The organism is Cellulomonas sp. JH27-2, assembly GCF_014837175.1.
GTDB lineage: Bacteria > Actinomycetota > Actinomycetes > Actinomycetales > Cellulomonadaceae > Cellulomonas.
Map to the genome: position 1 here is coordinate 241,784 of NZ_JACYFR010000005.1, position 26,221 is coordinate 268,004.

A 26,221-nucleotide genomic window follows, 5' to 3' on the forward strand; every position below is an offset into this window, starting at 1 on the left:
TCGAGGCTAGGCGCGCGCGTCCGGCCCCGCACTGCGAGAGCAGGTGATGTCCGTGACTGCCCCGACACGCAGTGGTGAACGGTTTGCAATGAACTGCAAGCGACTTGCGCTCCCAGCCACTACAGTGGGCCGCATGTCACGGCGTCTCGCAGAGGTTGCACGCAAGGTCGGCGTCTCGGAAGCCACCGTCAGCCGCGTGCTGAACGGCAAGCCGGGGGTCTCCGAGCAGACCCGCGAGGCGGTCCTCACCGCGCTCGACGTGCTCGGGTACGAGCGCCCGACGAAGCTGCGCGGCGAGCGCGCCCGCCTCGTCGGGCTCGTGCTGCCCGAGCTGCAGAACCCCATCTTCCCCGCGTTCGCCGAGGTGGTCGGCGGCGCCCTCGCGCAGCAGGGCTTCACTCCGGTCCTGTGCACGCAGACCGCCGGCGGCGTGTCCGAGGCGGACTACGTCGAGCTGCTGCTGGGCCAGCAGGTCTCGGGCATCGTCTTCGCCGGTGGCAACTACGCGCAGCGCGATGCCCTGCACGGTCACTACGACCGCCTGACCGGCCGCAACCTGCCCGTCGTCCTCATCAACGCCTCGATCGAGGACCTCGAGTTCCCCCGGGTCTCGTGCGACGACGAGGTCGCGATCGAGCAGGCCGTGGGACACCTCGCGTCGCTCGGGCACACCACGATCGGCCTCGTGCTCGGCCCGGTCGACCACGTGCCCTCGGAGCGCAAGCTGCGCGCCGCCCAGACGGTGGCGCAGCGGCTCGGCATCGAGCTCGAGGACCGCCACGTCGTGCGCTCCGCCTACTCGCTGGAGAGCGGTCAGGCGGCGGCGACGCGCCTGATCAAGGAGGGTGTCACAGGCATCGTGTGTGCCAGCGACCCGCTCGCGCTGGGCGCCATCCGGGCCGCGCGGCGGTCGGGGCTGCGCGTCCCGGAAGACATCTCGATCGTCGGCTACGACGACTCGGCGTTCATGAACTGCACCGAGCCTCCGCTGACGACCGTGCGCCAGCCGATCGAGCCGATGGGGCGCGCCGCGATCGACCTGCTCGTGAGCCAGATCAACGGCGCGTCGGTGCCGCAGGAGGAGCTGCTCTTCGAGCCCGAGCTGGTCGTGCGCGGCTCCACCGGCCCGGCCCCGGCGGCACGCAACGCCTGACCTCGTTCCGCGCCTGACCCCGCGCCGCCCGCGGGAGCCCGTCACCCCTCCGACAGCGTCCGAGCAGCTGGTCGTCTTCGCGTCCAGCCGCTCGGACGTCGTCGTGTGTGGTGTACGCCACGCCAGCGACCGACACTCGGCGATCCAGTTCGATCTGCCTCACGGTCACACTTCGATAACGCGACTGTCAGGTTCTTGCGCACTTTCCGTCTGGTCCTTTAGTGTCATCCACACGACAGGGACGTCCCCCGGATCGTCGGCGCAACGCAGCTGCCGGCACACCCGGCGGTCCTGGAGTGCAGACCGACCCACCGGCTGACGACGACGTCGACGGCCCGCGAGAGACGAGCTCCCCGTGGCGCACGCCCAACCCGAGACCGACCCCACCTGGTGGCGCGGTGCGGTGATCTACCAGGTCTACCCGCGCAGCTTCGCCGACGGGAACGGCGACGGCACCGGCGACATCGCGGGTATCCGGGCTCGCCTGCCGTACCTGCGCGACCTCGGCATCGACGCCATCTGGGTGACGCCCTGGTACGCCTCGCCGCTGGCCGACGGCGGCTACGACGTGGCCGACTACCGCGCCATCGACCCGGCGTTCGGGACCCTGGCCGAGGCCGAGGCGCTCGTCGAGGAGGCGCTCGCGCTCGGCATCCGCACCATCATCGACATCGTCCCCAACCACGTCTCCGACCAGCACGCCTGGTTCCAGGCCGCGCTCGCCTCTGCACCGGGCTCGCCCGAGCGGGCGCGCTTCTGGTTCCACCCCGGCAAGGGCGAGCACGGCGAGCAGATGCCGACCAGCTGGGTCTCGGACTTCCAGGGCAGCACGTGGACGCGGACCACGAACGCCGACGGGACACCGGGGGAGTGGTACCTGCACCTGTTCGCCCCTCAGCAGCCCGACCTCAACTGGGACCACCCGGACGTGCGCCGCGAGTTCGAGGACGTGCTGCGGTTCTGGTTCGACCGTGGCGTCGCCGGCATCCGGATCGACTCCGCCGCGCTCCTCATCAAGGACGGCTCGCTGCCGGAGTACGCGGAGCACGCCGTGCCCGGGGAGCACCCGCACGTGGACCGCGACGAGATCCACGACGTCTACCGTGCGTGGCGCGCCGTGGCGGACTCCTACGAGGGCACACGCGTCCTGGTCGGCGAGGTCTGGCTGCAGGACCGTGCGCGGTTCGCGCAGTACCTGCGGCCCGACGAGATGCACACGGCCTTCAACTTCGACTTCATGGCCCGCCCCTGGGACGCCAAGCAGCTGCGTGAGTCGATCGACATGACGATCGCCGCGCACGGCCCCGTGGGCGCGCCCGCCACCTGGGTCCTGTCCAACCACGACGTGACCCGTCCGGTGACCCGGTACGGCCGCGAGGACAGCTCGTTCGCGTTCACGGCCAAGCGGTTCGGCACGCCGACGGACCTGCAGGTCGGCAGGCGGCGCGCCAGGGCGGCGGCGCTCCTGACGGCAGCGCTGCCGGGTTCGCTCTACCTCTACCAGGGCGACGAGCTGGGTCTGCCGGAGGTCGAGGACCTGCCGCGCGAGCTGATCCAGGACCCCATGCACTTCCGCTCCGAGGGTGTCGACCCGGGGCGCGACGGCTGCCGCGTGCCGCTGCCGTGGTCCGGGAGCGAGGCGCCGTTCGGTTTCAGCCCGGCAGGCGTCGACGCACAGCCGTGGCTGCCGCAGCCCGCCGCGTGGGCGGACCTGACCGTGCAGGCGCAGTCGGCGGACTCGTCGTCGATGCTGCACCTGTACCGCGACGTGCTGGCCCGCCGGCACGCCGAGCCGTCGCTGGGCGACGGCCCCCTGACGTGGTTGCCGAGCGACGACGACGTCCTGGCGTTCAGCCGGGGCGAGATCGCCTGCGTCGTCAACCTCGGGAACGATCCGGCGGACCTGCCGGAGCACACCGATCTCCTGCTCGCGAGCGCTCCGCTCGTGGCAGGGAAGCTGCCGCGCGACACCGCCGTGTGGCTACGCCTCACCCCCTGACGTCCGCACGGACGATCGCGCACCACCCGTACACACCGGTCCGGTCCGGGACGTTCCGCAGTAGCCCCGGCCCGGTCGGTACGCAAGAACCGCACTGATGCAGTACACAAGTTCACGTTCCACATCGCGGACCTGACACCGGTCAGGACGTACCTCACGAAGGAGTGACGATGAGGTTCAATCGCACCACCGCGCTCGTCATGGCCGGGACCATGTCCTTGGGCCTGCTCGCAGCGTGCAGCAGCAACGACGACGACGCGGCGACGCCCAGCGGCACCGGGTCGCCGAGCGGCGACGCGAGCTCGCCCGCCGCGGACCAGCCGGTGACCATCGAGGTCGCCGGTCTGCTGCCGGGGGCCGAGAAGTCGGCCGTCGACGCGCTCAACGAGCGCATCACCCAGTTCGAGGCCAAGTACCCGAACATCACGGTGAAGTCCAAGGAGTACCAGTGGCTGCCGACGACGTTCGCCGCTGACCTGGCCGGCGGCACGCTGCCGACGGTCTTCGAGGTGCCCGCGACCGACACCAAGACGCTGATCGCCAACGGCCAGCTGGCCGACGTCGACGCGCAGGTGAAGGCGCTGCCGTACGCCAACGACTTCAACCCGCTGATCCTCAAGGGTGGCGAGGGCGAGGACGGCAAGGTCTACGCCGTGCCCGCCAAGTCGTTCTACAGCGTCGCGCTGCACTACAACCGCAAGCTGTTCAAGGACGCGGGTCTGGACCCGAACAAGCCGCCGACGTCCTGGGACGAGGTCCGCGCGGACGCGAAGACCATCAAGGACAAGACCGGCAAGGCCGGCTACGGGATGATGGCCAAGGACAACGCGGGCGGCTGGCAGCTCGTCGCCGCGGCCTACTCCCGCGGCGGTCGTGTCCAGACGGAGAGCGGTGGCACCTACACCGCGACCCTGACGGACCCGCAGGTCAAGGCCTCGCTGCAGTTCCTGTCCGACCTGAAGAAGGACGGCTCGCTGTACCCCGACGCCGGCCTGGCCTGGGACACGACCAACGCGGCGTTCGCAGCAGGCAAGTTCGCGATGTACACGTCGGGCTCCGACATCTACAGCGCGCTGGTCCAGAACAACGGGGTCACGAAGGACAACTTCGACTACGGCCTGACCGCGATCCCGTCGGACAGCTCGAACCCGCAGGCAGGTGCACTCACCGGCGGCACGTACGCCGGTGTTCGTCCCGACGCCAGCGACGCGGAGAAGGACGCTGCGGTCAAGTGGATCGACTTCTGGTACCTGGCCAAGCTGAGCGACCAGGACCAGGCCGTCGCCGACGCCAAGGTTCTCGCGGACGCGAAGCCGCCGCAGGCCGTCGGCACCCCGGTGCTGCCGATCCTGTCGCAGGCGAAGTACCAGGAGTCCCTGACGTGGATCAAGGACTACATCAACGTCCCGCTGGACAACATGAAGGGCTACACCGACGTCATGTTCACGCAGCCGCTGATCCCCGAGGCGGCCCGCGCGACGCAGGACACGTACGCCCTGCTGTTCCCGATCGTGCAGGCCGCGATCACCAAGGACAACCCTGACTTCGACTCGCTGCTGGACAAGGCGAACAAGGCGAGCCAGGCCAAGATCGACCAGAGCAAGTGATCCGTCCGCGCACGTGATCGACCGGATCACCTGATCGACAGGCGGTGCCCGGCCCCAGATGCTGCTGAGGCCGGGCACCGCCCGCACCACCGCTCCCGCACCGAAGGAAGGTCAGCATGGCCACGGACGACGTCGTCCTGACGAAGACTCCCCGCCCGGGGAGCTTCCGGGTCCACCAACGGCACAGGACGCGCAGCCCCCTGAGCTGGGTGCGCGGGGGAGGGCTCAGCTCGCTGGTCTTCGCGCTGCCGCTGCTCGTCACGTTCGCGGTGTTCTCCTGGGGCCCGATCGTGCGGGCCGTGGTGATGAGCTTCCAGAAGACCAACCTGATCGTCAGCGAGTGGGTGGGCTGGGACAACTTCCAGCTCGTCTTCTCCGACCCCGACCTGCCGGTGGCCATCCGCAACACGATCTACTTCGCTCTGCTGGCCCTCGTCTTCGGCTACCCGGTGCCGCTCGTCGCCGCGGTGCTGATGAGCGAGCTGCGCCGGGGCAAGGGCGTCTTCTCGGCCCTCGCGTACCTGCCGGTCGTCGTCCCGCCCGTCGTCGCCGTGCTGCTGTGGAAGTTCTTCTACGACCCCACCGAGTCCGGGGTGTTCAACACCATCCTGGGCTGGGTGGGGCTGGGTCCGTACGACTGGTTGAACTCGTCGACGATGGCCATGCCCTCGCTGGTGCTCGAGGCCACCTGGGCTGCTGCCGGCGGCACCGTGATCATCTACCTGGCGGCGCTGACCAGCGTCCCCCCGGAGCTCTACGACGCCGCCGAGGTCGACGGTGCCTCCGTCTGGCGCAAGGTCTGGCACGTCACGATGCCGCAGCTGCGCGGGATCCTGCTCATCACCCTCATCCTGCAGATCATCGGGACCGCGCAGGTCTTCCTCGAGCCGTACCTGTTCACCGGCGGCGGCCCGGAGAAGTCGACGCTGACGGTCCTGCTGCTGATCTACCAGTACGCGTTCGCCAACAGCCTGGGCGGCAACTACGGCATGGCGACGGCGCTGAGCCTGCTGCTGGCCGTCTTCCTGGCCGTCATGTCCCTCGTGTACTTCCGTCTGACCCGGAGCTGGAGCACCTCGTGACCACCATCGACAACCGCGGCGACGTGAACCCGGTGCCGCTGCCGGGACCGACCACGGGTGAGCCGACCACCACGGGCGTCCCCGTCATGACCCAGCGCGCGGACCGCCGACGCAAGCCCAGCGCGCCGCAGGAGGACCGTGGCGCACTCTCGTCGGCCGACTGGCGCCGCCCGTCCGTGAAGTACACGTGGACCACGCTGCACGTCGTGATGGCCGTGATCCTCGTCCTGTGGGGTCTGGGCCCGATCGTGCTGCTCGCGAAGTTCGCGATCACGCCGACGATGGACATCAACGCGGACCCGCTGGGCTGGTTCCCGAACGGGGTCGCGTGGTCCAACGTCACCGCGGCGTGGAACGACATCCAGATCAGCAAGTACTTCTGGAACACGGTCGTCGTGGCGGCTGGGTCGTGGCTGACGCAGATGGTCGTCGCGACCACCGGCGGCTACGTGCTGTCGGTCCTGCGCCCTCGGTGGGCGAAGATCATCAACGGCGCCGTGCTCGCGACGCTCTTCGTCCCGGCCGTCGTGCTGCTGGTCCCGCTGTACCTGGTGATCCTGCACCCGCCGATCATCGGCCACTCGATGATCAACACGTACTGGGCCGTCTGGCTGCCCGCGGGCGCGAGCGCGTTCAACGTCGTGCTCGTCGCGCGGTTCTTCGACAGCCTGCCGCGCGAGGTGTTCGAGGCCGCGCGCGTCGACGGGGCAGGACCATTCCGGCTCTTCTGGTCGATCGTGCTGCCCATGAGCAAGCCGATCCTCGGTGTCGTGTCCGTGTTTGCGGTCATCGCGTCGTGGAAGGACTTCCTGTGGCCGCTGCTGGTGCTGCGCGACCCGGACAAGCAGCCGCTGTCCGTGCGTCTGCCCACGCTCGCGGCGAGCACCGACACCGGCGTGCTCATGGCCGCGCTGGCCATCTCGACGCTCATCCCGATCGCGATGTTCCTGATCTTCCAGCGCATGTTCCTGCGCGGCGCCGGCCTGGGCGGTGCCGTCAAGGGCTGACGGGCACGCTCCGGCGCGCGGGCCCGGGAGGGTGACCCCTTCCCCGGCCCGCGTGTGCGTGCCGACATCGCGTGCCCGCGGCTTGCTGACACCGTGTCGGGTCAAGATCACGCGTCGATCGGAGCGACTCCGCGCGAGCCGGCGGGGGACGGGTGGGATGATCGTTCACGTGTCCCCCCACAGCCTGACCGCTCCGTACGACGCCCTCATGCTCGCCTCGTTCGGGGGGCCCGACGGCCCCGACGACGTGCTGCCCTTCCTGCGGAACGTGACCGCAGGCAAGGGCATCCCCGACGAGCGGCTCGCCGAGGTCGCCGAGCACTACCACCACTTCGGCGGTGCGAGCCCCATCAACGCCCAGAACCTTGCGCTGCAGGCGGCACTGCGTGACGAGCTGGCGCGACGCGGCATCGACCTGCCCGTCGTGTGGGGCAACCGGAACTGGACGCCGTACACCCAGGACGCGCTGGCCGCGGCCCACGCCGACGGCGCGCAGCGTGTCCTCGCGCTCGTGACCAGCGCGTACTCGTCCTACTCCGGCTGCCGCCAGTACCGCGAGGACTTCTGGAGCTCGCTCGACGCGCTCGCCGCGGACCTCGGTCAGGACGGGCACCCGCTCGTCGTCGACAAGGTGCGTTCGTACTTCAACCACCCGGGCTTCGTGCAGGCCAACGTCGACGCGGTCACCGAGGCCCTGGCGCAGGTGCCCGACGACGCACGCGTCGTGTTCGTCACGCACTCCATCCCGGACACGATGGAGGAGGCGTCCGGCGTCTCCGGCGCCACCTACAGCGCCCAGCACCTGGACGTCGCGGCTACCGTCGCGGCCGCCGTCTCCGAGCGTGCGGGGCGCGCCGTCGAGTGGGACCTCGCGTACTGCTCGCGCTCCGGGCCGCCCAGCCAGCCGTGGCTCGAGCCGGACGTGAACGACCACCTGGAGAAGCTCGCCGCGGACGGTCTGACGTCCGTCGTGCTGTCTCCGATCGGCTTCGTCTCCGACCACATGGAGGTCGCGTTCGACCTCGACACGGAGGCGCTGGAGACGTGCGAGCGGCTCGGCCTGACGGCCGTCCGTGCCGACACCGTCGGCGTGCGCGAGCCGTTCGTGCGCGGCCTCGTCGACCTGGTCCTCGAGCGGGCGGAGCTCGCCCGTGCCCTGGAGGGCACGCAGCCGTCGCCCGACGAGACGCGCGTGGGGGCCACCGTCGGCGCGCTGCCGCCGTTCCGGTCCGTGTGCGCCCCGGGCTGCTGCCGTCGCCAGGCCGGGATCGACTCGGGCCTGCCTGCCGCCTGCTCCACCGACGCCTGCTCCTGACCTCCTGCAGCCGAGCCGCTGCACCCCCGCCGCGAGAGGAACGACCCGTGACCGAGCACGCCGCCGACGTCGAGGCAGTCGAGGCAGTCGAGGCACTGCACGCCACCATCCGCTACACCATGTGGACCGTCTTCTCGCTCGAGGACGTCCTGCCCGAGGACGACGACGAGCGCGGTCAGCTCATCTCCGAGGCCCTGCGCGCGGTCGAGCAGGACGGGCTGGTGGTACGCGGCTGGTACGACGTCGCGGGCCTGCGTGCCGACGCCGACCTCATGGTCTGGTGGCACGCGGAGACCGTCGAGGAGGTGCAGGGCGCCTACCAGCGGCTGCGCGCCAGCGCGCTGGGGCGTTACCTGCTGCCCGTGTGGTCCGTGGTCGGGCTGCACCGCGCCGCGGAGTTCAACCGCGCGCACGTGCCGGCCTTCCTCGCGGGGGAGGACGCCGGCGACTACGTCTGCGTCTACCCGTTCGTGCGGTCCTACGACTGGTACGTCCTGCCCGCCGACGACCGGCGCCGGATGCTCGTCGAGCACGGTCACGCCGCCCGTGACTACGCCGACGTCCGCGCCAACACGGTGTCCGCCTTCGCGCTGGGCGACTACGAGTGGATCCTGGCGTTCGAGGCCCCGGAGCTGCACCGCATCGTCGACCTCATGCGGGACCTGCGCGCCACGGACGCTCGCCTGCACGTGCGCGAGGAGGTCCCCTTCTACACGGGCCCGCGCGTCGAGCTGGCCCGGTGGGCGGACAAGCAGCCCCGCGGCTGAGGCGCCAGGGGCTCTCGGTCCGGGCTCGACTCGTATCCGTGCTGTCGCGAGCGCGGCATGGTGCCATGATCGGACGATGCACAGCCTCGTCGGGACCTGGAGCGTGACTGCGGTGAGTGGTGCGGACATCCCGCAGGATGCGGCGCACCAGCCGTGGCTCACGTTCGACGGCGACGGCCAGGTCTACGGCATGAGCGGCGTGAACCGCGTGCGCGGCACGTTCGTCGTCGAGGGGGAGACGGTCACGTTCGGCCCGATGGCGTCCACGATGATGGCGGGGCCGGACGACGCGATGCGCGTCGAGGCCGCCGTCCTGGCGACCCTGGCCGGGCCCCTGGACGTCGACCCGGCGGATCGGGACGCGCCGGGCCGGCTGGGCCTCGTGGGGCCGACGGGCAGCGTGACGTTGACCCGCGCCCTGGCTGAGTTCTGACGCGGGTGGCTGTCGCGCACGGTCGTGCGCCTCGGGAAACTGGAAGCGGTTGCAGTTTCCCCGGAAGAGTGATGCTCTAGTTCTTGGGAGCGCTCCTAGTGGCCCGTCAGCCGACGGGGACCGATCGGGCCGAGCACTCCCTGGACGAGCGCAACGGCGCGCTCGTCGGGATCGTCCGACCCGGTGTGCAGGGGGGCACACGGTGCGGACGGCCACCGAAGGACGGGGACTGCCACGATGTCATCAGATTCCACCCGACCGATCCCACCTGCCACGGCCGGCGGTGCCACCGTCGTCCGCGGCACGACCGCCGCGGACGGGCCACCGCCCGGCCGGCGGCGCCGGGCCCGGTCGGTGCTCGCGGGAGTGGCGGCCGCTGCGCTCGTCGTCGTCCTCGCCGGTCCGTCGGGCGCGGCGACGAGCCAGGCGGTCGATCCGGGCGTCAACACGGTCGGCAGCGGCAGCTACCTGGGGACGCCCGCCGGCGCGACGCCGGAGGGCTGCGACGCGATGGTGGCCGACCCGCGCTCGGCGCTGACCGCCGATGCGCCGAGCGGGCCGCTGCCCACCAACGACTGGTGGTCGTCGCTGCTGTTCAAGAAGTGGGAGTGCCGCACCAGCGCACCGCTGTACGCGCACCCGGTCGCCTACCAGCCCACGCCGCAGGGCCTGGGCCTGTCTACGCCGCGCACGGCAGAGCTGAGCGGCACGTCGGGCGGCATCGGGGAGTTCCACTACCCGTACTCCCAGGACGTGCTGGTGAGTGTGAGCGGGCTCGACGCGCCCGTCGTGAAGGTGGCGGGCTGGAGCGACTGGACGGTCACGCCCGCCTGGGAGTCGGGCAGCAAGAGCCTGCGCGCGACGATCGGGCACGGGCTGCCGATCAGCTGGTACCACCTGACGGGTGGCGATGCGGTCCTGACCGCCGACGCGCTGACGGTCTGGTGGCGCGACGGCGGTTCGATCGGGTTCACGGCCGGCGGGCACGACTACGCGGCCTACGCACCCACGGGCAGCACATGGGCGACGACAGGGACGAGCGCGACGTCGGCGCTGAACGGCTCCGGCTTCCTCGCCGTGGCGGCGTTGCCGACGTCGTCGTCGGCCACCGACGCCGACCGCAAGGCGGCCGCACAGGCCTACCTCCCGTACGCGTTCGACGAGGTCACGGGCACGAAGGCCACCTACGCGTACGACCAGACGGCGTCCGTGGTGCGCACGACCTACTCGCTGACCACCACGGCCCGGCAGGGGACGGACCGGGGCACCATCGTCGCCCTGTACCCGCACCAGCAGCAGTACGTGACGGCGACCGGCGGCACGAAGGTCGCGCAGACCTACGTCTCCCCGCGCGGTGCGATGACCGCCTACACGGGCGTGCGGGCGTTCACGACCGCGACACCTTTCACGGGCGTGCTGCCAGAGGTCCCCGCTGTGGCGACCGGGAGCGGCGCCGACAAGACGCGTCTGGTCGGGCTGCTCGAGCAGGCGACAGCCGAGGCGCTGCCGATCCCGGCCACCGACACGTACTGGACAGGCAAGGCGCTGGGCAAGGCCACGCGGCTCGCGGAGATCGCCGACCAGCTGGGCCGCACGGACCTGCGTGACCAGCTGCTCGCCGGGGTGCGTGCCTCGCTGACCGACTGGTTCACCGCGACGCCCGGCAAGACGGCGCAGGTGTTCGCCTATGACAGCCAGTGGGGGACGCTCATCGGCTACCCCGCCTCCTATGGGTCCGACACCGACCTCAACGACCACCACTTCCACTACGGCTACTTCGTGGCGGCCGCCGCGACCCTGGCCCGGTTCGACCCGACGTGGGCCACGAAGTACGGCGGCATGGTGAAGATGCTGATCCGGGACGCCAACGGCTACGTGCGCGACGACCCGCTGTTCCCGTACCTGCGCGACTTCGACGTCTACGCGGGGCACGACTGGGCCTCGGGGCACGGGGGCTTCGCCGCCGGCAACAACCAGGAGTCCAGCTCGGAGGGCATGAACTACGCGGGCGCGCTGCTGCAGTGGGGCCAGGCGACCGGCGACACGGCCGCTCGCGACGCGGGGGCCTACCTGTACGCGACGCAGGCCGCAGCGATCCAGGACTACTGGTACGACGGCTCCGGCGCGATCCCGGCCGGCTTCGGGCACTCGACGGTCGGCATGATCTGGGGCGACGGCGGCGCCTACGCCACGTGGTTCAGCGGCGAGCCCGAGATGATCCAGGGGATCAACACCCTGCCCATCACCGGTGCGCACCTGTACCTGGGGCTGCGGCCCGACGACGTGCGCTCCAACTACGCCGAGCTCGTGACCGCCAACGGCGGTGAGCCGACCGTCTGGCAGGACATCCTGTGGAGCTACCTCGCGCTCGGGGACCCGACGGCCGCCCTCGCCAAGCTGAACGCCCAGCCCGGGTACGCGGTCGAGGAGGGTGAGACCCGCGCACACACGTTCCACTGGATCGACAACCTCGCGACGCTCGGTGTGCTGGACAGCTCCGTGCACGCCGACCACCCGCTCGCCGCGGTCTTCGTGCGCAACGGCAAGCGGACCTACGTCGCGGCGAACGTCAACGACAAACCCATCACGGTGACCTTCAGCGACGGGCGGTCCGTGGCCGTGCCAGCCGGGCGCACCGTGGCCGTCGGTGCACAGACGTGGTCCGGCGGCAGCGCGTCGGGTGGCCCGACGAACGGCGGGACGACTCCCACGCCGACCGCCTCGCCGACTCCGACACCGACACCTACCGCGACGCCGACGGCGTCGCCCACGCCCACGCCGACTCCCACCCCGACTCCCACGCCGAAGCCGACCTCGTCGCCCACCCCGACACCCACCGCGACGGCCCCCGCGTCGCTCGCGAGCCTGTACCTTGGCGCGTCGGGCGCGCTGACGTCGACGGCTCCGTCGTCGGGCCGGATCACCGTGCCCCGCTCGTCGGGCCTGGGCGACGACCTGCAGGAGCCGGCGGACGCGCGCGTGTACGTGCTGCGAGGCGTGAACGCGGCGCCGACGGGCGGCTCCACGGCGTTCGACCTCGCGGTGGACGCCGGCACGGGCGTGGGCAGCGGCACGAGGGTCTCGGTGCAGTACGACCTGACCGGCGACGGCACGTTCGACCGCGTCGAGCTCTACCGGTACTTCGCCACCGACCCGGTGCCGGGCGACGAGCACTACACGCAGGCCGCCGGCCTGGTGCGCGAGCAAGGGGCGCTGGCCGCGCTGAAGGGCGGCACGATCCGGGTAGCGGTGTGGAACGCGATCGGTTCGCAGCCGACGACGCTCGACGCCGCCACGTCGGTGATCCACGTCCCCCTGCGCTGAGTCACAACCCGTAACGTCCGAGCATCTGCGCGCAATAGCGACCAGATGCTCGGACGCTCCGGGTGGGGGTCAGGGGTAGAGGCCGCGGATCTGGTGCGCCTCGGCCACGCGTCGGACGCCGATCACCAGGGCGGCGTCGCGCAGGCTGAGCGACTCGCGCCGCGACAGGCTCGAGACGGCGCCGTACGACGCGGCCATCCGCTGCTCGAGCCGCTCGGCGATCTCCTGCTCCGTCCACCAGTACGCCTGGTTGGCCTGGACCCACTCGAAGTAGGAGACGATCACGCCGCCGGCGTTGGCCAGGATGTCCGGGACGACGACGACACCGCGCTCGGCCAGCACCCGGTCGCCCTCGGTCGTCGTCGGGCCGTTGGCTCCCTCGACGACCCAGCGCGCCTTCACGCGCGCGGCGCTGTCCGCGTCCAGCACGCCCTCGACGGCCGCCGGGACCAGGACGTCGACGTCGAGCGCCAGCAGCTCGGTGTTGCTGATGGCCTGCCCGCCCTCGAACTCGCCGACGGTGCCGCCGTCGGCGACGTGGGCGAGCAGGGCGACGACGTCGAGACCGTCCGGCGCGTGGACGCCGCCGTGCTCGTCGCTGACCGCGACCACCTTGGTCCCCGCCTCGTGCAGCAGGCGCGCGGCGTGCGAGCCCACCTTCCCGAAGCCCTGCACAGCGGCCGACACCTCGTCGAGCCGGACCCCGGCGTCGGCCAGCGCGGCGGCTGCCGCGTGCACGACACCCTGCGACGTGGCCGTCGCGCGGCCCAGCGAACCGCCGACGGCCAGCGGCTTGCCGGTCGTGACGGCGGCGATCGTGTAGCCGCGGTTGACGGAGTAGGTGTCCATGACCCAGGCCATCGTCTGCTCGTTCGTGCCGATGTCGGGCGCCATGATGTCCCGCTCCGGACCGATGATCGGCGAGATCTCCGAGGTGTACCGCCGCGTGACACGCTCGAGCTCGGCGGTGCTGTACCGCGTGGGGTCGATCGTCACGCCGCCCTTGGCGCCGCCGTACGGCACGTCGACGACGGCGCACTTCCACGTCATCCACATGGCCAGGGCGCGGACCTCGTCGACGTCCACGGACGACGAGTACCGCAGGCCGCCCTTGCCCGGCCCGCGGGAGATGTTGTGCTGGACGCGATAGCCGCTGAACAGCTCGATCGAGCCGTCGTCGCGGCGCAGTGGGATCGCCACGTTCATCTCGCGGCGCGGCGTCGCGAGCATGCGGTGCAGCCCGTCGTCGTAGCCGAGGATCTCGACGGCCGACGCGAGCTGTGCGTGCGCGGTCAGCAGGGGAGAGGGAGCAGCGTCGGGGGTGGTGACGCTGGTGCGCTCGTCAGGCATGGGTGTCCTTCCGGTGTGCCACCGGTGCGGATGGCCGGCATCGTCGCCGACCGGGAGCTCCGCACCGCGCACCTCCACCCTGCCACCAGAGCGGAGCGAAGGCCGACACGCGGCGCGCGGAAGGGGGCCGCGGAGGTCAGGCGGAGGCGCGCCTGACGAGCTCGGGCGCGAAGATCAGCGGCTCGGTCGGCATCGGCAGGCCCTGGAGCTGACCCAGGAGGCGGCCGCCGGCGGCGCGGGCCATCGCGGCGACGGGCTGCACGACGGTCGTCAGGGGCGGGCTCGTGGACGCCGAGACGCCGATGTTGTCGTAGCCGACGATCGCGATCTCGCCGGGGACGTCCTTGCCCGCCTCCGAGAGCACTCCGAGCGCACCTGCGGCCATGAGGTCGGAGGCGACGAAGATGCCGTCGATGTCCGGGTAGCGTGCGAGCAGCTCGCGCGTGGCTGCGGCGCCCGACGCGATCGTGAAGTCGCCGTACAGGACGGCGTCGTCGGTCATGCCGGCGGCGTTCAGCGCTGCCCGCCAGCCCAGGAGGCGGTCGATGCCGGCGGACATGTCCTCCGGGCCGGCGATCGTGGCGATGCGCCGGCAGCCGCGCTCGATCAGCGCGTTCGTGGCGAGCGCGCCGCCGGCGACGTTGTCGGTGTCGACGTAGTTCACGTCGGTGATGTCGGCGGACAGCGGCCGGCCGACGAAGACGTTGGGGACCCGCGACGACAGGAGCGCGGTGTCGAGGTCGTCGGCGCGGTGGTGCGAGACGACGACGGCGCCGTCGACGTGCCCGTTGCGCAGGTATCGCAGCGTGCGCTCGGCCTCGCCGGGGCGCGCGATGACGAGCACCACCTGGATGTCCGAGTCGGACAACGACGAGCTCAGGCCGTTGAGGGTGCCCGCGAAGAAGGGGTCGGACAGCACGCGCTCGTCGGGCTCGGGCACCACCAGCGCGATCGAGTCGGTGCGCTTGGTGACCAGCGAGCGCGCGGCCCGGTTGGGGATGTAGCCGAGCTCGGCGACGGCGGCGTCGACCGACGCCTGCGCCTCGGGTGAGACGCGCAGACCGCCGTTGATGGCCCGCGACGCGGTGGAGCGCGAGACCCCGGCCAGCTCGGCGACCTGCTCGAGCGTCGGCGCGTCGGAGGGCGCCTCCTCGGGGCGGAACGTGGTGTTCACCGGGGCATCCCTTCCGTGCTGCGGGTGGGCAGCTGCGTCCTTGCAGAGGTGGGGTGATGGGCCGGCGTGAGCCGGCCCGCGGGGTGGTGCGACGTCGAGGATCCGGCGGTGGATCCCGACACGGTGGAGCGTGGTCCGCGCACCCGAGCGCGGTGGCCGGACCCCGGTGCGCAGCAGTGCGTTGCGCACCGGGGGTCCTGGAGCGGCGATCAGCCCTTGACGGCGCCCTGCATGATGCCGGCGACGAGCTGGCGGCCTGCGATGACGAAGAGCACCAGCAGCGGGATCACGGACAGGACGACGCCCGCCATGATCAGCGACATGTCCTTGAAGAACGTGGCCTGAAGGCGCATCAGCGCGACCGGGAGGGTCACGTTGTCACCGCTGAGGATGATGAACGGCCAGAAGAAGTTCGTCCACGAGGTGACGAACGTGAACAGGCCGAGCATCGTGGCGGCGGGGCGGGCCGCCGGAAGGGCGATGCTCCAGAACGTGCGGAACATCGACGCTCCGTCGACGCGGGCCGCCTCGATGAGCTCGTAGGGCAGGGCGCTCTCGAGGTACTGGGTCATCCAGAACACGCCGAACGCGGTGACCAGGCCGGGCACGATGACGGCCTGGAGCTGGCCGACCCAGCCCAGCTGCTTCATGACCATGAACAGCGGGATGACGCCCAGCTGGGTCGGCACGGCCGTGGTGGCGATGACGAAGACCAGCAGGGGGCCGCGGCCCTTGAAGCGGAGCTTGGCGAACGCGAAGCCGGCGAGCGTCGAGAACAGCACGACCGAGACCGACGTGACGACGGCGACGATGACCGAGTTCTCGACCGCGTGCCAGAAGCCGATGTCGGCGTCGAAAACCTTCTTGATGTTGTCGAACAGGTGCGAGCCCGGGATGAGGGACGGGATCGGGTGCCGCGCGATGTCGTCGGCCGTCGACGACGCCAGCAGGAAGGCGTAGTACAGCGGGTAGAACGAGATGATCAGCGCGACCGTCAGCAGCGTGTACGTGAGCCAGCGGGGACGCCGCTCTGAACCGCTGCCGTAGTCCCGGTTGCGCTTGCGCGCCGCGGTACGTGCGGCGCCCTTGCCCGCGAACTGCTCGATCGCGGCGACGGACGGGGCGCTCATGCGCGGACCTTCTTTCGCTTCTTGGCGCCGGCCGTCTCATCCGAAGAGATGCGGCGGGACAGCAGGTAGTTGATCAGCGAGATGACCAGGATCATCAGGAACAGGATCCAGGCGACGGCCGAGGCGCGCCCGAAGTTCCGGTTGGTCCAGCCGAGCTGGTAGATCAGGTTGGTCACGGTGAGGTACTGCTGGTCGGCGCCACCGCGGCCGGCCTGGTCGAACATGCGCGGCTCGTCGAAGATCTGCAGGCCGCCGATGGTCGACGTCACGACGATGAAGATCATCGTCGGGCGCAGCATCGGGATGGTGATCGAGAAGAACTGGCGCACGCGCTTGGCACCGTCGATCAGCGCGGCCTCGTACAGGTCACGCGGGATGGCCTGCATGGCGGCGAGGAAGATCAGCGTGTTGTAGCCGGTCCAGCGGAAGTTGACCATCGTGGCGATCGCGATGTGGCTGGGCAGCACGTGCGAGTGCCACAGGATCGGGTCGATGCCGACCTTGGCGAGGATCGCGTTGATCGTGCCGGACTGGTCGGCGAAGAGCTGGCCGAAGATGAGGCTGACGGCGACCGGGGCGACGACGTAGGGGACCAGGACGCCCATCCGCCAGAAGGTCTTGGCGCGCAGGTTCGCGTCGAGGATCGCGGCGAGCACCAGGGCGATGATCACCTGGGGCACGGAACTCAGCAGGAAGATGCTGAAGGTGTTGCGGACCGACTTCCAGAACATGTCCGAGTGCAGGACCCAGTCGAAGTTCTCGAAGCCGACGGAGTCGCCCTTGCCGGTCAGCAGGTCCCACTTGTGGAACGAGACGTAGCCCGTGTACAGCAGCGGAAACAGACCGACGACGATGAAGAGGATGAAGAAGGGCGAGATGTAGAGGTACGGAGAAACCTTGACGTCCCAGCGCCCGAGCCTTTGGGAGAAGCCGACGCGACGCTGCTGCCGGACCCTCTCGTCGTCGGACGTGGGCCCCGCGAGCTGCGGGGTACCGGTGCTGGTCATGAATGTCCTTCGCGGATGGATCGGGCGGTGCGGGTGACGCACACTCGGGGGTCGGGACGGTGTCCCGACCCCCGAGTGCTCAAGCTAGCGTCAGCTCAGGTCGTCGACGGCCTTCACGAACTTCTTCCACGACGAGGCGGAGTCATCGGTCTTGTTGACGTCGACTCGCGTGTAGGCGTCGCCCAGGGCGGCGTTGATCGGGAAGTAGTGCGTGCCGCGGTACGGCTGCTTCGAGACGGCGGCGAAGCGGTCCGAGAAGATCTTGCCGGACGGGGCGCCACCGAAGTAGGCGTCCGTCTTGCCCGTGACCTGTGCGTCGGTCGTGGCGGCAGTCTGGCTCGGGAAGTTGCCGTACTTGACGAAGATCTTCGCGGCCTGGGCCGGGTCGGTCAGCCAGTCGGCCAGCGCCTTGGCGGCGTCGACGTTCTTGCCACCGGACGGGACCAGGAGGTACGAGCCACCCCAGTTGCTGGAGCCACCGGGCATGACGGGCGCGATGTCCCAGTTCTTCTGGTCAGGCGCGTTGCCGGCGATGATCTGCGTCATCCACGGCGGGCAGAGCATGGTCGCGAACTGGTCCTTCTTGAACGCGGCGCTCCAGTCAGGCGACCACTGGCCGAGGTGCGCGGACTGCGCCAGGACCTCGTCGCTGGTGAGCTTGTCGTAGATGGGCTTGATGACCGAGTTGTCACCGGTCGCGGTGATCTCGTCGGTGCTGGGGTCCTCGAACGGGGCCTCCTGCTGGTTCACCATGCCCTGGGAGAGGGCACCGATGGAGTCGAACCAGGCGGCGCCGGTCTTGGCGTCCATGAACTTCTTGCCCAGGTCGAAGTAGCTGTCCCACGAGTCGCCGATCGCCTTGGCGACCTCGTCGCGGTCGGTCGGCAGGCCGGCCTTCTCGAACAGGTCCTTGCGGTAGCAGATGGCCTCGGGGCCCGAGTCCGTGCCGTAGCCGATGAGCTTGCCGTCGGCCGTGGTGGCCATCTTGGTCTTCCACTCGGGCCAGCGGTCCTTGACCGAGTCCGAACCCAGGTCCGCGAAGAAGGCGTCGGAGGCGAGGAGCTCGGGCATCCAGTCACCGTCGGCGGCGACGATGTCGTCGACGACCGTGTTGGAGGCGATCGAGTTGGTGACGGCGGCGCGAGCGTTGTCCGACGTGTCGGCCTTGTCGTCGACGATCGTCACGTTCGGGTGCAGCTGCATGTACTCCTTGTACAGGTCAGCGAAGCCGAACTCGTTGAAGGTCGCGACCTTCAGGGTGACGGGCTCGGTGTTGGCGGAGGCCGACTCCGAGGTGCCCTTCGAGGGCGTGGCGTCGCCGTCGCCGCTGTCCGACGAGCAGGCGGTTGCGAGCAGGGCGATGCTCGCGACGCTGGCCGTGACGGCCAGGAACTTGCGGGTGGTCTTGCGCACTATGACTCCCTTGTCGATCGGACGGCGGCTTCGCCGTACGGACTTCGCCCCCGGTGACCGTCTGCCATGACGGGCCGTTGGCACGGGCCGGAGGACCCGGCGTGGGAGCGTTCCCCTCCGCAGTTGCGGGAGCGTTCCCACGCGCTGGGAGGAACTGTCGCCCCCCTGCGGTGGGGGTGTCAAGGATGTCGAGCGCCGGTTACGGTGTGGTAGCGATCCCACACCGACGTTTGCGCAGGTCAGGGGCTTGCCGGCGCTCGAGCGCGTTATCGAATTGTTACGGCGCGGTGACCGTGCCGTCTCCACCGGTTTTCGGTGGCTCGCCGGACCGACCGCCGGCGATCTGCCCGGTGTTGTCCTGATCATCGCCGGAGGCGGAGTCGACAGCCGTGCCCGCCGCGGGGACCGGGCCGTCGTCCGGCGCGAGCGTCCTCTCCGACCTCCCCCGCAGCCGGTCGGCCGCGACCCGACCGACGACCGTGGTCGCGTCGCGGATCGCACCCGCCGCGGCGCCCTCCACGGCCGCACCGAACAGCGGGACCGCCGCGCGCAGGTCGCCGTCGTACTCCACGCTCGTCGTACCCGGCGCGCTCTGCCACAGGCGGGTGCGGCCCGTAAATCGCACGGGTGCGCCGGCGATGTCGATGGCGACGGTCCCGGCACGCTCGTCGCCCGGCCCGGGGGTCTCCCACGCGTCCACCTGGCGCACGTCGATGCGGGTCCCGACGAACCCTCTCAGGTGGGCCGGGATCTGGCCAGCCGCCAGCGAGCGACGCGTCGTGACGGTGAAGGAGTCGTCGGGGTTTCCGGTGACGTCGACGTGACCGTCCACGCCTCCCGCCGCTTCGATCGTCTCGAGCATGAACGCGGGATCGGCGAGCAGGCGCGCCGCGGTGCGCGGGTCGGTCGCCAGGTCGAGGCGCAGGTGCAGGCGCATGTGTCCCCAGGGCAGCGGCGGGCGCGGCGAGATGCCACGTCGGGTCTTCGAGGCTAGCGGCACCCGCCAGCCGCGCATGCCGGAGGCCGTCGCGGACCGCCTACCCTGGGCTGGTGCCCACCCTCAGCGACCTCGTCGCGCGTCACGCGACCACGCTCGAACCGGCCGACCTGGAGTGGCTGCACCTGCTGGTCGGCGACTGGCAGGTCGCGTCAGACCTCGCGTTCGCCGACCTGGTGCTGTGGCTGCCGACCGACGACGGCGACTTCGTGGCCGTCGCGCAGGCACGTCCCTCGACCGGCGCCACCGTGCACTACGACGACATCGTCGGGTCGTACGCACCTGAGGGGCAGCGCCCGCAGCTCCAACGTGCGCTCGACGAGAGCGTCTCGCAGCGGTCGCGCGAGCCGCGCTGGTTCGGGGCCTACGCGGTGCGCGAGGAGGCGGTCCCCGTCGTGCGCAAGGGGCGTCCTATCGCCGTGGTCGCGCGCCAGACGAACCTCGGCGGAACTCGCACGCCCAGCCGGCTCGAGCTCAACTACGTGGAGTCGGCCGACGACATCTTCGCCATGATCGCGCGGGGCGAGTACCCCGCCCCCGACGCACCGACGGGCCCGCGGCGCGGCGCGCCCCGCGTGGGCGACGGCCTCGTGCGGCTCAACTCCGAGGGCGAGGTGCTCTACGCGAGCCCGAACGCCCTGTCCTGCTTCCACCGGCTCGGCGCCCTGGGCGACCTGGTGGGGCGTTCGCTCGTCGAGGTGACGGCCGACCTGATCGAGCAGCACGCGACGGTCGACGAGTCGATGCCCCTGGTCCTCATGGGGCGTGCGCCGTGGCGGACGGACGTGGAGGCGCGCGGCGTAGCGCTGTCCCTGCGTGCCGTCCCGCTCATGGAGATGGGTCACCGCCTGGGTGCCGTGCTGCTGTGCCGCGACGTCTCCGAGCTGCGACGCCGGGAGCGCGAGCTCATCACCAAGGACGCGACGATCCGCGAGATCCACCACCGCGTGAAGAACAACCTGCAGACCGTCGCCGCGCTGCTGCGCCTGCAGTCGCGCCGGATGGCGTCGCCCGAGGCGCGCGACGCGCTGGCCGAGGCGATGCGCCGCGTCGCGACGATCGCCCTCGTCCACGACTCGTTGTCGCAGACCATCGACGAGTCGGTGCCGTTCGACGACCTCGTCGGGCGCAGCCTGCGGCTCGCGGCCGACGTCGCGTCCGCGACCACCCACGTGCGCACCACGGTGCACGGCACGTTCGGGTCGGTGCCGGCCGACGACGCCACGGCGCTCGCCCTGGTGCTGACCGAGCTCGTGACGAACGCGGTGGAGCACGGCCTGGACGGGCGTGAGTCGGGCACGGTCGACATCGTCGTGCAGCGCGACGGCGAGCACCTGCAGGTGGAGGTGGCCGACGACGGCGCGGGCCTGCCGGCCGACCGGGGCGCGGGAACGGGGCTCGGGACGCAGATCGTCTCGACCCTGGTGACCAACGAGCTGCACGGGAGCATCGAGTGGGGGCCGCGCGAGGGTGGTGGGACGTCCGTCCACCTCGTGGCCAACCTGCGGTCGGGGCGTGACGCACCCGGCTTGTGACGCCCGGCTCGAGACGCCCGGCCTGATGCGTCCGGGACGCGCGAAGGGCCGGTCACGAGGACCGGCCCTTCGCAGGCGTGCGAGCTGTGCGCGGCGGCGAGGCCGCGCGACCGCGGGAGGAGTCAGCCGGCGCGGCGCTGACGGGCCGTGCGGCGCTTGAGCGCGCGGCGCTCGTCCTCGGACAGGCCGCCCCAGACGCCCGCGTCCTGGCCGGTCTCGATGGCCCACTTGAGGCAGGTGTCGACGACGGGGCAGCGGCGGCAGACGGCCTTCGCCTCGTCGATCTGCTGCAGGGCCGGGCCCGTGTTCCCGATCGGGAAGAACAGCTCGGGGTCCTCGTCGAGACACGCTGCGCGGTGGCGCCAATCCATGTTTGCTCTCCTTGGGCGCACGACGGGGCGCCCGTGGTCAGGGCGCGCGCCAAGTCGTGGTAATAGGGGTGGGGGGACGTGCTTCATCTAGAGTCACATCCCAACGCGCGGCGCACAAGGGGTTACGAACAGGTTTCGACTTGATCACGGGTGAGGTATTGGTCACATCTGTGCGCCCCCTGAGCAACGCACCTGGTCAAACGTCCAGATCGAGCCCGCCGTGCGCGCACGGGTGCGGTGCCCGGGCGGCCTAGGCTCGACCCGTGGAACCCCGTCGCCCCGCCGTGCTGCTCGTCGTCTGCGCCCTCGTGCTTGGCGAGGCCGTCGCCGTCGCGGCGCTGGGCGTCGCGTGGCTCGTCGACCTCGCGCGAGGTGGTACGGAGATCCCCGGTGCCGTCGTCTTCCTGGTCGTGTGCTGCGCGGGACTGGCGTGGCTGCTGGTCTCGGCTGTCCGGGCGGTGCTGCGTGGCAGGCGGTGGGGGCGGTCGCTGCTGCTCACCGTGCAGATCTTCCTGGTCCTCATGGCGCTCGGCTGGATGAGCGTCGGTGGGACGCCGTGGTCCGTCGGGGCGATCGTCTGGGGCGTCGCCACGGGTGTCGGCCTGCTCACGCCGCCCGTCGTCGCTTTCACCGGCGGGCCGTCCGACGGGGGCGCGGCCGACGCAGCCGGATCCTCGCGCTGACGGCCCTCACCGCGTGGCGTCGGGCGCCTCGCGAGACGGTGCCGGCGAGTCGTAGACCTGCACCGGCAGGCACCGGCGACCCACGACGAGGACGCCACGACCGGGTGTCCGCCCAGGGTCGGTGAGCCATGGCGCCTCGGGGCCGATCAGCTGGCCGCAGGTCGGGTCGCCCGGGTCGAGGACCAGCATCGACCGCCGGCGCAGCAGCCAGGGCAGCAGCCCGCGGAACGCCGTCGTCGCCGCCGTCGCCCCGGCCGCAGCGAGCAGCGTCGCCCGGCCGCTGGTGGCGGCGTCCAGCAGACGTTCCGCGAGGTCGGGGTCGCGCCGCTCGAGGTCGTCGAGGTCGTCGACGACGACGACCGGGGCGACGCCTCCCGCTCCCGGAGCCGCCGGTGGCCACGTCTCGAGCCCGACGAACGCGCCGGGCGCGTCGACAGGCGGACCGACGGCTGGATCGAAGGCTGGATCGACCGGCGCACCGACCGGCGCATCGACCGGCGCATCGACCGGCGCATCGACCGGCGATGGGCCGTACTCGTCCACCGACGCAGGCCCCGACGCACCCGCGACGAGCACGCGGCGGCCAGCCGCGGCGGCGGCGTGCGCGAGCGAGAGCAGGGCCGTCGTCCGGCCCGAACCGGCCGGCCCACACACCAGCAGGCCGTCGTCCAGGTCGACGCACACCTCGGACGCGTCGTCGCCGCCCGCACCCACCGGCAACCGGCGGTCGGCGCGGGGGAGGTGGTCCGGGCGCTCGACCCGCGACGGCAGCGGACGCAGGCGGGGCGGTCGTCGCGACGTGGGAGGGGGCACAGGGGCGTCGGCTGGCGGCCCGGCGGCCAGGTCGGGGCGCGGGTCGGAGGGCTGGTCGGAGGGCAGCGCGACGTGGCACAGCGTGGCGGTGGCGCTGCGCAGGTGGACCGCGCGGCCGGGAGTGGTCCGCGGCAGGCTCAGCTCGCGGGGCACGCCGAGAAGCAGGTCGGTGGTCGCGTCGGGAACCGGGAGGACCAGGCGCTCGGTGAATGCGGCGACGTGGGCCGCCGCATGCCGCACGTCGCACGTCGCCGCGAGGGCGACCGGAGGCGTGCCCCCGCGCCACAGGTCGCTCAGGCGTCGTGTGCCCGCACCGCGCGCGATGTCCGCGAGCACGTCGAGCACCACGTCGAGCCCGTCGACGAGCAGGACCGGCCGAGCGCCGGACGTCGGCCCGGACGCCAGGATCTCGAGCAGCCGGGCGACGACCCGCGGCTGGTCGGGCGCCACGAACGTCCCGAGCGTCGGGCTCGTGGCAAGCGCCAGCCGCCGGCGGGCCTCGTCGGGCAGGCCGATGGCGTGGACCTCCCGGCCGGCCTCGAGCGCAGCAAGGCCGAGGGTCACGAGCGTGGTCGACCGCCCCGAGCGGCGCTCGCCGACGATCAGCAGGTGGCCGTCGTCAGGGACCCACCGTCGAACGCTGCGCCGCTGCCGGTCCGGTTCGTCGCCGAGTGCGAACGCGAGCCCACCGTCCGCCACGGTTGCCTCGGTGGTGAGCTCGTGCGCGCCGACTGCGCCCGGCAGCGCCGGGAGCCACGGGATCGACGGGGTCGGCTCGGGCAGCGTGGCCGCGGCGGACACCGCTGCACGGACCCACGCGGTGACGTCCTCCAACTGCCCGGGCGACCGGGGTGGCGTCGCCCGCCAGCGGACCGGGGACGGGTCGGCGGCAGCGCTCGTCGGACCGCTCGTCGGACCGGCTGGTGCGCCCGGCCCCGCGCCGGCGGCGGGTCGCACGGGCGGTTGTCGGGCCGCGGCGCCGGCGCGCGCGATCTGCACGTGGACCAGCGGGCCGGAGCCCCGGCGGACGACGGCGCGGCCGGGTCTGTCGGCGGGCAGGTGCGCGGCGTCCGGCGCGTCGACGAGGTCGGCGGAATCGGCCTCGTCGCGCACCCGCAGTGCGATGCGCACCCCGACGTTGGCGCGCAGCTCTGCGCCGACGGCCCCGGCGGGCCGCTGCGTCGCGAGGACCAGGTGGATGCCGAGCGCGCGCCCCTGCGCCGCGAGCCGGGCGAGCGCCGGGCCGGCATCCGGGACGTCGTCGACCAGGGCGCGCAGCTCGTCGACGACGACGAGCAGGCGCGGCGGCGTTCCCGGTGCGTCGGGGTCGAGCTCCGCCAGGTCGCGGACACGCGCGCGGACCAGGAGTCGCTCGCGCCGTTGCAGCTCGGCCCGCAGCGCGACGAGCAGGCGACGGGCGGCGGCAGCGTCGAGGTCCGTGACGTGGTCGACGACGTGAGGGAGGCCGGACACCGGCCCGAGGCCGGTGCCCCCCTTGAAGTCGATGAGCAGCACGGCGAGCCGATGCGGTGGTTGGCGCAACGCCTGAGCCAGGACGAGGGTGACGAGCAGCTCCGACTTGCCGGCCCCCGTCGTTCCGCCGACCAGGACGTGGGGGCCGTCGCGCAGGTCGAGGTCCACGACCTCGCCCGCCCCACGCCCCAGCGGGGCCCGGGGCGACCGCCCGGGGCCGGCCCAGGCGGCCAGCAGAGAGGCGGGATCCGCGCGGGGAACATCCAACGTGCCGAGGTCCACGGCGTCCGGCACGGCGTTCGTGCGTTGCGCGGCGCGCAGGCACGCGGCCCGGTGTGCCTGCCGTGCGGCGACGTCGACGGCCAGCGCGGGTGCGTCGGCGTCGACGACGGCCCAGGCGGGGCACCAGGCCGGGACGGCGTCGAGGGAGTCGACGAGCAGCAGGAGCCGGTGACGGCTCGATGCCGAACGACGCCATGCGGCGACGGGCGCGAGATCGGTCGGACCGTCCACGACGAGGAGGGTGGGTGAGTCGTCGGGGCGCAGATCCGCGCTCTCCGTACCGCACCAGGACCAGTCGGACGCGTGGGCGCCGAGGGCGATCACGTCGACGCGGCCGTGCGACCCGACGGTCCCGACCACGACAGAACGGGCATGGGGGACGGTGAGCTCCCGGGGACCGACGAGCGTGAGCGAGCCGTCCGAGCCCCACGGCGCCGAGACCTGCGCGGGAGGGACCAGGCGCAGGCCGGCGACGGCGGAGCGCGCGACGACGGCCGCGACGTCAGGCACCTCCTCGACGGCGTCGGCGCACGGCTCGACCGCGGGGAGCCTCGCCCCGTGTCGGGCTCGGCCGGCCGGCGTCCGACGCCCGCGCAGCCGGCTGGTCACTCGCGGCAGCAGGGCTGCCGCGGGCGCCGCCAGCGCGACGAGCAGGAAGGCCGGCTGACGGACGACGAGGGCGAGCGCGGCCGCGCCTGCCAGGGGAGCGACCCAGGCCACGGGGTGTGCGTCCCGCTCGCGCTCGGGCTGCGCCGTCGACGTGCGCAGCTCGTACGTCACGTCACCCCACGTGCGCCGGTGCCCGACGCGCCACCGCCTCCGGCGCCATCGATCCGGTCCCCAGCCGTCCGAGCTCCATCGACCGGCAGCCCATCGCCCCGTGCGCGTCCGCGGTCCGACGACGACCGTGTTGCCCCGGTCCCGGACGGCGTGCCCGCCGATGGTCGTCGGCGCCGCGCCGACGGCGACGAGCTCGCCGGTCCGCGGCCCGGACAGCACGGCGACGTGGTGGGCCGCGCGCACCGCGACCAGCGCGGCGTCGGGCTCGCCGCGGCCGAGCCGCAGCACGGCGCCGGCCACGAGGGGCGGATGGCCGGCAGTGTGGCTGTCGGCGACGAGCCGGTCGTGGACGGCGAGCGGTTCGCCGGCCCACCGGCGGTCGCCGGTCAGCCGGGCGAGGTGCGGCCTCAGCTCGCCGACCGAGGTGCCGTGGTCGACGTCGATCTCGATGCCGTCCGCGGCGCGGGTCGTCGGGTGGGGTGCAAGGGTCAGACGCACACGACGACCCTGCCGGGCCGACGCGAGC

At 71.9% G+C, this 26,221-nt stretch carries 19 protein-coding genes; 11 read left to right on the forward strand and 8 right to left on the reverse strand.

Annotated features, from left to right (window positions below; genetic code table 11):
• Positions 1–133: 133 nt before the first annotated feature.
• From IC607_RS15605 to IC607_RS15645, 9 genes are all read left to right on the forward strand, one after another.
• Positions 134–1,153, forward strand: coding sequence for a LacI family DNA-binding transcriptional regulator (locus IC607_RS15605; protein WP_191788322.1), 1,020 nt, complete (start codon positions 134–136; stop codon positions 1,151–1,153).
• Between the two features lie 355 nt (positions 1,154–1,508).
• Positions 1,509–3,152, forward strand: a complete 1,644-nt coding sequence (locus IC607_RS15610; protein ID WP_191788323.1) for a glycoside hydrolase family 13 protein — start codon at positions 1,509–1,511, stop codon at positions 3,150–3,152.
• A gap of 170 nt (positions 3,153–3,322) precedes the next feature.
• Positions 3,323–4,759: an ABC transporter substrate-binding protein gene (locus tag IC607_RS15615; RefSeq protein WP_191788324.1), complete on the forward strand. Its 1,437-nt coding sequence runs from the start codon at positions 3,323–3,325 to the stop codon at positions 4,757–4,759.
• Positions 4,760–4,875: 116 nt separating this feature from the next.
• Complete coding sequence (locus IC607_RS15620) at positions 4,876–5,841, forward strand: carbohydrate ABC transporter permease (protein WP_191788325.1); 966 nt, start codon at positions 4,876–4,878, stop codon at positions 5,839–5,841.
• A gap of 86 nt (positions 5,842–5,927) precedes the next feature.
• The gene (locus IC607_RS15625; RefSeq protein ID WP_191788419.1) at positions 5,928–6,848 is read left to right on the forward strand and encodes a carbohydrate ABC transporter permease; all 921 of its coding nucleotides are present in this window, start codon (positions 5,928–5,930) and stop codon (positions 6,846–6,848) included.
• 157 nt (positions 6,849–7,005) lie between these two features.
• On the forward strand, positions 7,006–8,163 hold the full coding sequence (locus IC607_RS15630; protein ID WP_191788326.1) for a ferrochelatase: 1,158 nt from the start codon (positions 7,006–7,008) through the stop codon (positions 8,161–8,163).
• Positions 8,164–8,210: 47 nt separating this feature from the next.
• Positions 8,211–8,930, forward strand: a complete 720-nt coding sequence (hemQ, locus tag IC607_RS15635; protein ID WP_370526308.1) for a hydrogen peroxide-dependent heme synthase — start codon at positions 8,211–8,213, stop codon at positions 8,928–8,930.
• 76 nt (positions 8,931–9,006) lie between these two features.
• Positions 9,007–9,363 (forward strand): META domain-containing protein, encoded by a 357-nt coding sequence (locus IC607_RS15640; protein WP_191788327.1) that lies wholly within the window; start codon positions 9,007–9,009, stop codon positions 9,361–9,363.
• Positions 9,364–9,600: 237 nt separating this feature from the next.
• Complete coding sequence (locus tag IC607_RS15645; RefSeq protein ID WP_191788328.1) at positions 9,601–12,687, forward strand: glycosyl hydrolase; 3,087 nt, start codon at positions 9,601–9,603, stop codon at positions 12,685–12,687.
• A gap of 69 nt (positions 12,688–12,756) precedes the next feature.
• Here IC607_RS15645 and IC607_RS15650 read toward each other — a convergent pair whose 3' ends face one another.
• The 6 genes from IC607_RS15650 to IC607_RS15675 all read right to left on the reverse strand — a co-directional run bounded on the left by IC607_RS15650 (position 12,757) and on the right by IC607_RS15675 (position 19,698).
• Entirely contained in the window at positions 12,757–14,037 is a 1,281-nt protein-coding gene (locus tag IC607_RS15650) for a Glu/Leu/Phe/Val dehydrogenase (RefSeq protein WP_191788329.1), read from the reverse strand.
• A gap of 136 nt (positions 14,038–14,173) precedes the next feature.
• A complete protein-coding gene (locus IC607_RS15655) occupies positions 14,174–15,211 on the reverse strand; it encodes a LacI family DNA-binding transcriptional regulator (protein ID WP_191788330.1) in 1,038 nt (345 codons plus the stop codon).
• Positions 15,212–15,420: 209 nt separating this feature from the next.
• Positions 15,421–16,341, reverse strand: a complete 921-nt coding sequence (locus IC607_RS15660) for a carbohydrate ABC transporter permease (protein WP_191788331.1) — start codon at positions 16,339–16,341, stop codon at positions 15,421–15,423.
• Complete coding sequence (locus IC607_RS15665) at positions 16,338–17,348, reverse strand: carbohydrate ABC transporter permease (protein WP_191788332.1); 1,011 nt, start codon at positions 17,346–17,348, stop codon at positions 16,338–16,340. The genes IC607_RS15660 and IC607_RS15665 overlap by 4 nt, the downstream gene beginning before the upstream one ends.
• A 90-nt stretch (positions 17,349–17,438) precedes the next feature.
• Positions 17,439–18,761, reverse strand: coding sequence for an ABC transporter substrate-binding protein (locus tag IC607_RS15670; RefSeq protein ID WP_370526309.1), 1,323 nt, complete (start codon positions 18,759–18,761; stop codon positions 17,439–17,441).
• 277 nt (positions 18,762–19,038) lie between these two features.
• Positions 19,039–19,698, reverse strand: a complete 660-nt coding sequence (locus tag IC607_RS15675; protein ID WP_191788334.1) for a DUF2505 domain-containing protein — start codon at positions 19,696–19,698, stop codon at positions 19,039–19,041.
• Between the two features lie 113 nt (positions 19,699–19,811).
• On the opposite strand from IC607_RS15675, the gene IC607_RS15680 reads away from it, so the two are divergent.
• On the forward strand, positions 19,812–21,293 hold the full coding sequence (locus tag IC607_RS15680) for a PAS domain-containing sensor histidine kinase (RefSeq protein ID WP_191788335.1): 1,482 nt from the start codon (positions 19,812–19,814) through the stop codon (positions 21,291–21,293).
• Positions 21,294–21,415: 122 nt separating this feature from the next.
• Here the strand turns inward: IC607_RS15680 and IC607_RS15685 are convergent, their stop codons facing one another.
• The gene (locus IC607_RS15685) at positions 21,416–21,664 is read right to left on the reverse strand and encodes a WhiB family transcriptional regulator (protein WP_191788336.1); all 249 of its coding nucleotides are present in this window, start codon (positions 21,662–21,664) and stop codon (positions 21,416–21,418) included.
• Between the two features lie 263 nt (positions 21,665–21,927).
• Here IC607_RS15685 and IC607_RS15690 point away from each other — a divergent pair, with 263 nt between their 5' ends.
• Positions 21,928–22,347, forward strand: a complete 420-nt coding sequence (locus tag IC607_RS15690; protein ID WP_191788337.1) for a hypothetical protein — start codon at positions 21,928–21,930, stop codon at positions 22,345–22,347.
• Positions 22,348–22,353: 6 nt separating this feature from the next.
• Here the strand turns inward: IC607_RS15690 and IC607_RS15695 are convergent, their stop codons facing one another.
• Positions 22,354–26,193: an FtsK/SpoIIIE domain-containing protein gene (locus tag IC607_RS15695; protein ID WP_191788338.1), complete on the reverse strand. Its 3,840-nt coding sequence runs from the start codon at positions 26,191–26,193 to the stop codon at positions 22,354–22,356.
• Positions 26,194–26,221: the final 28 nt, after the last annotated feature.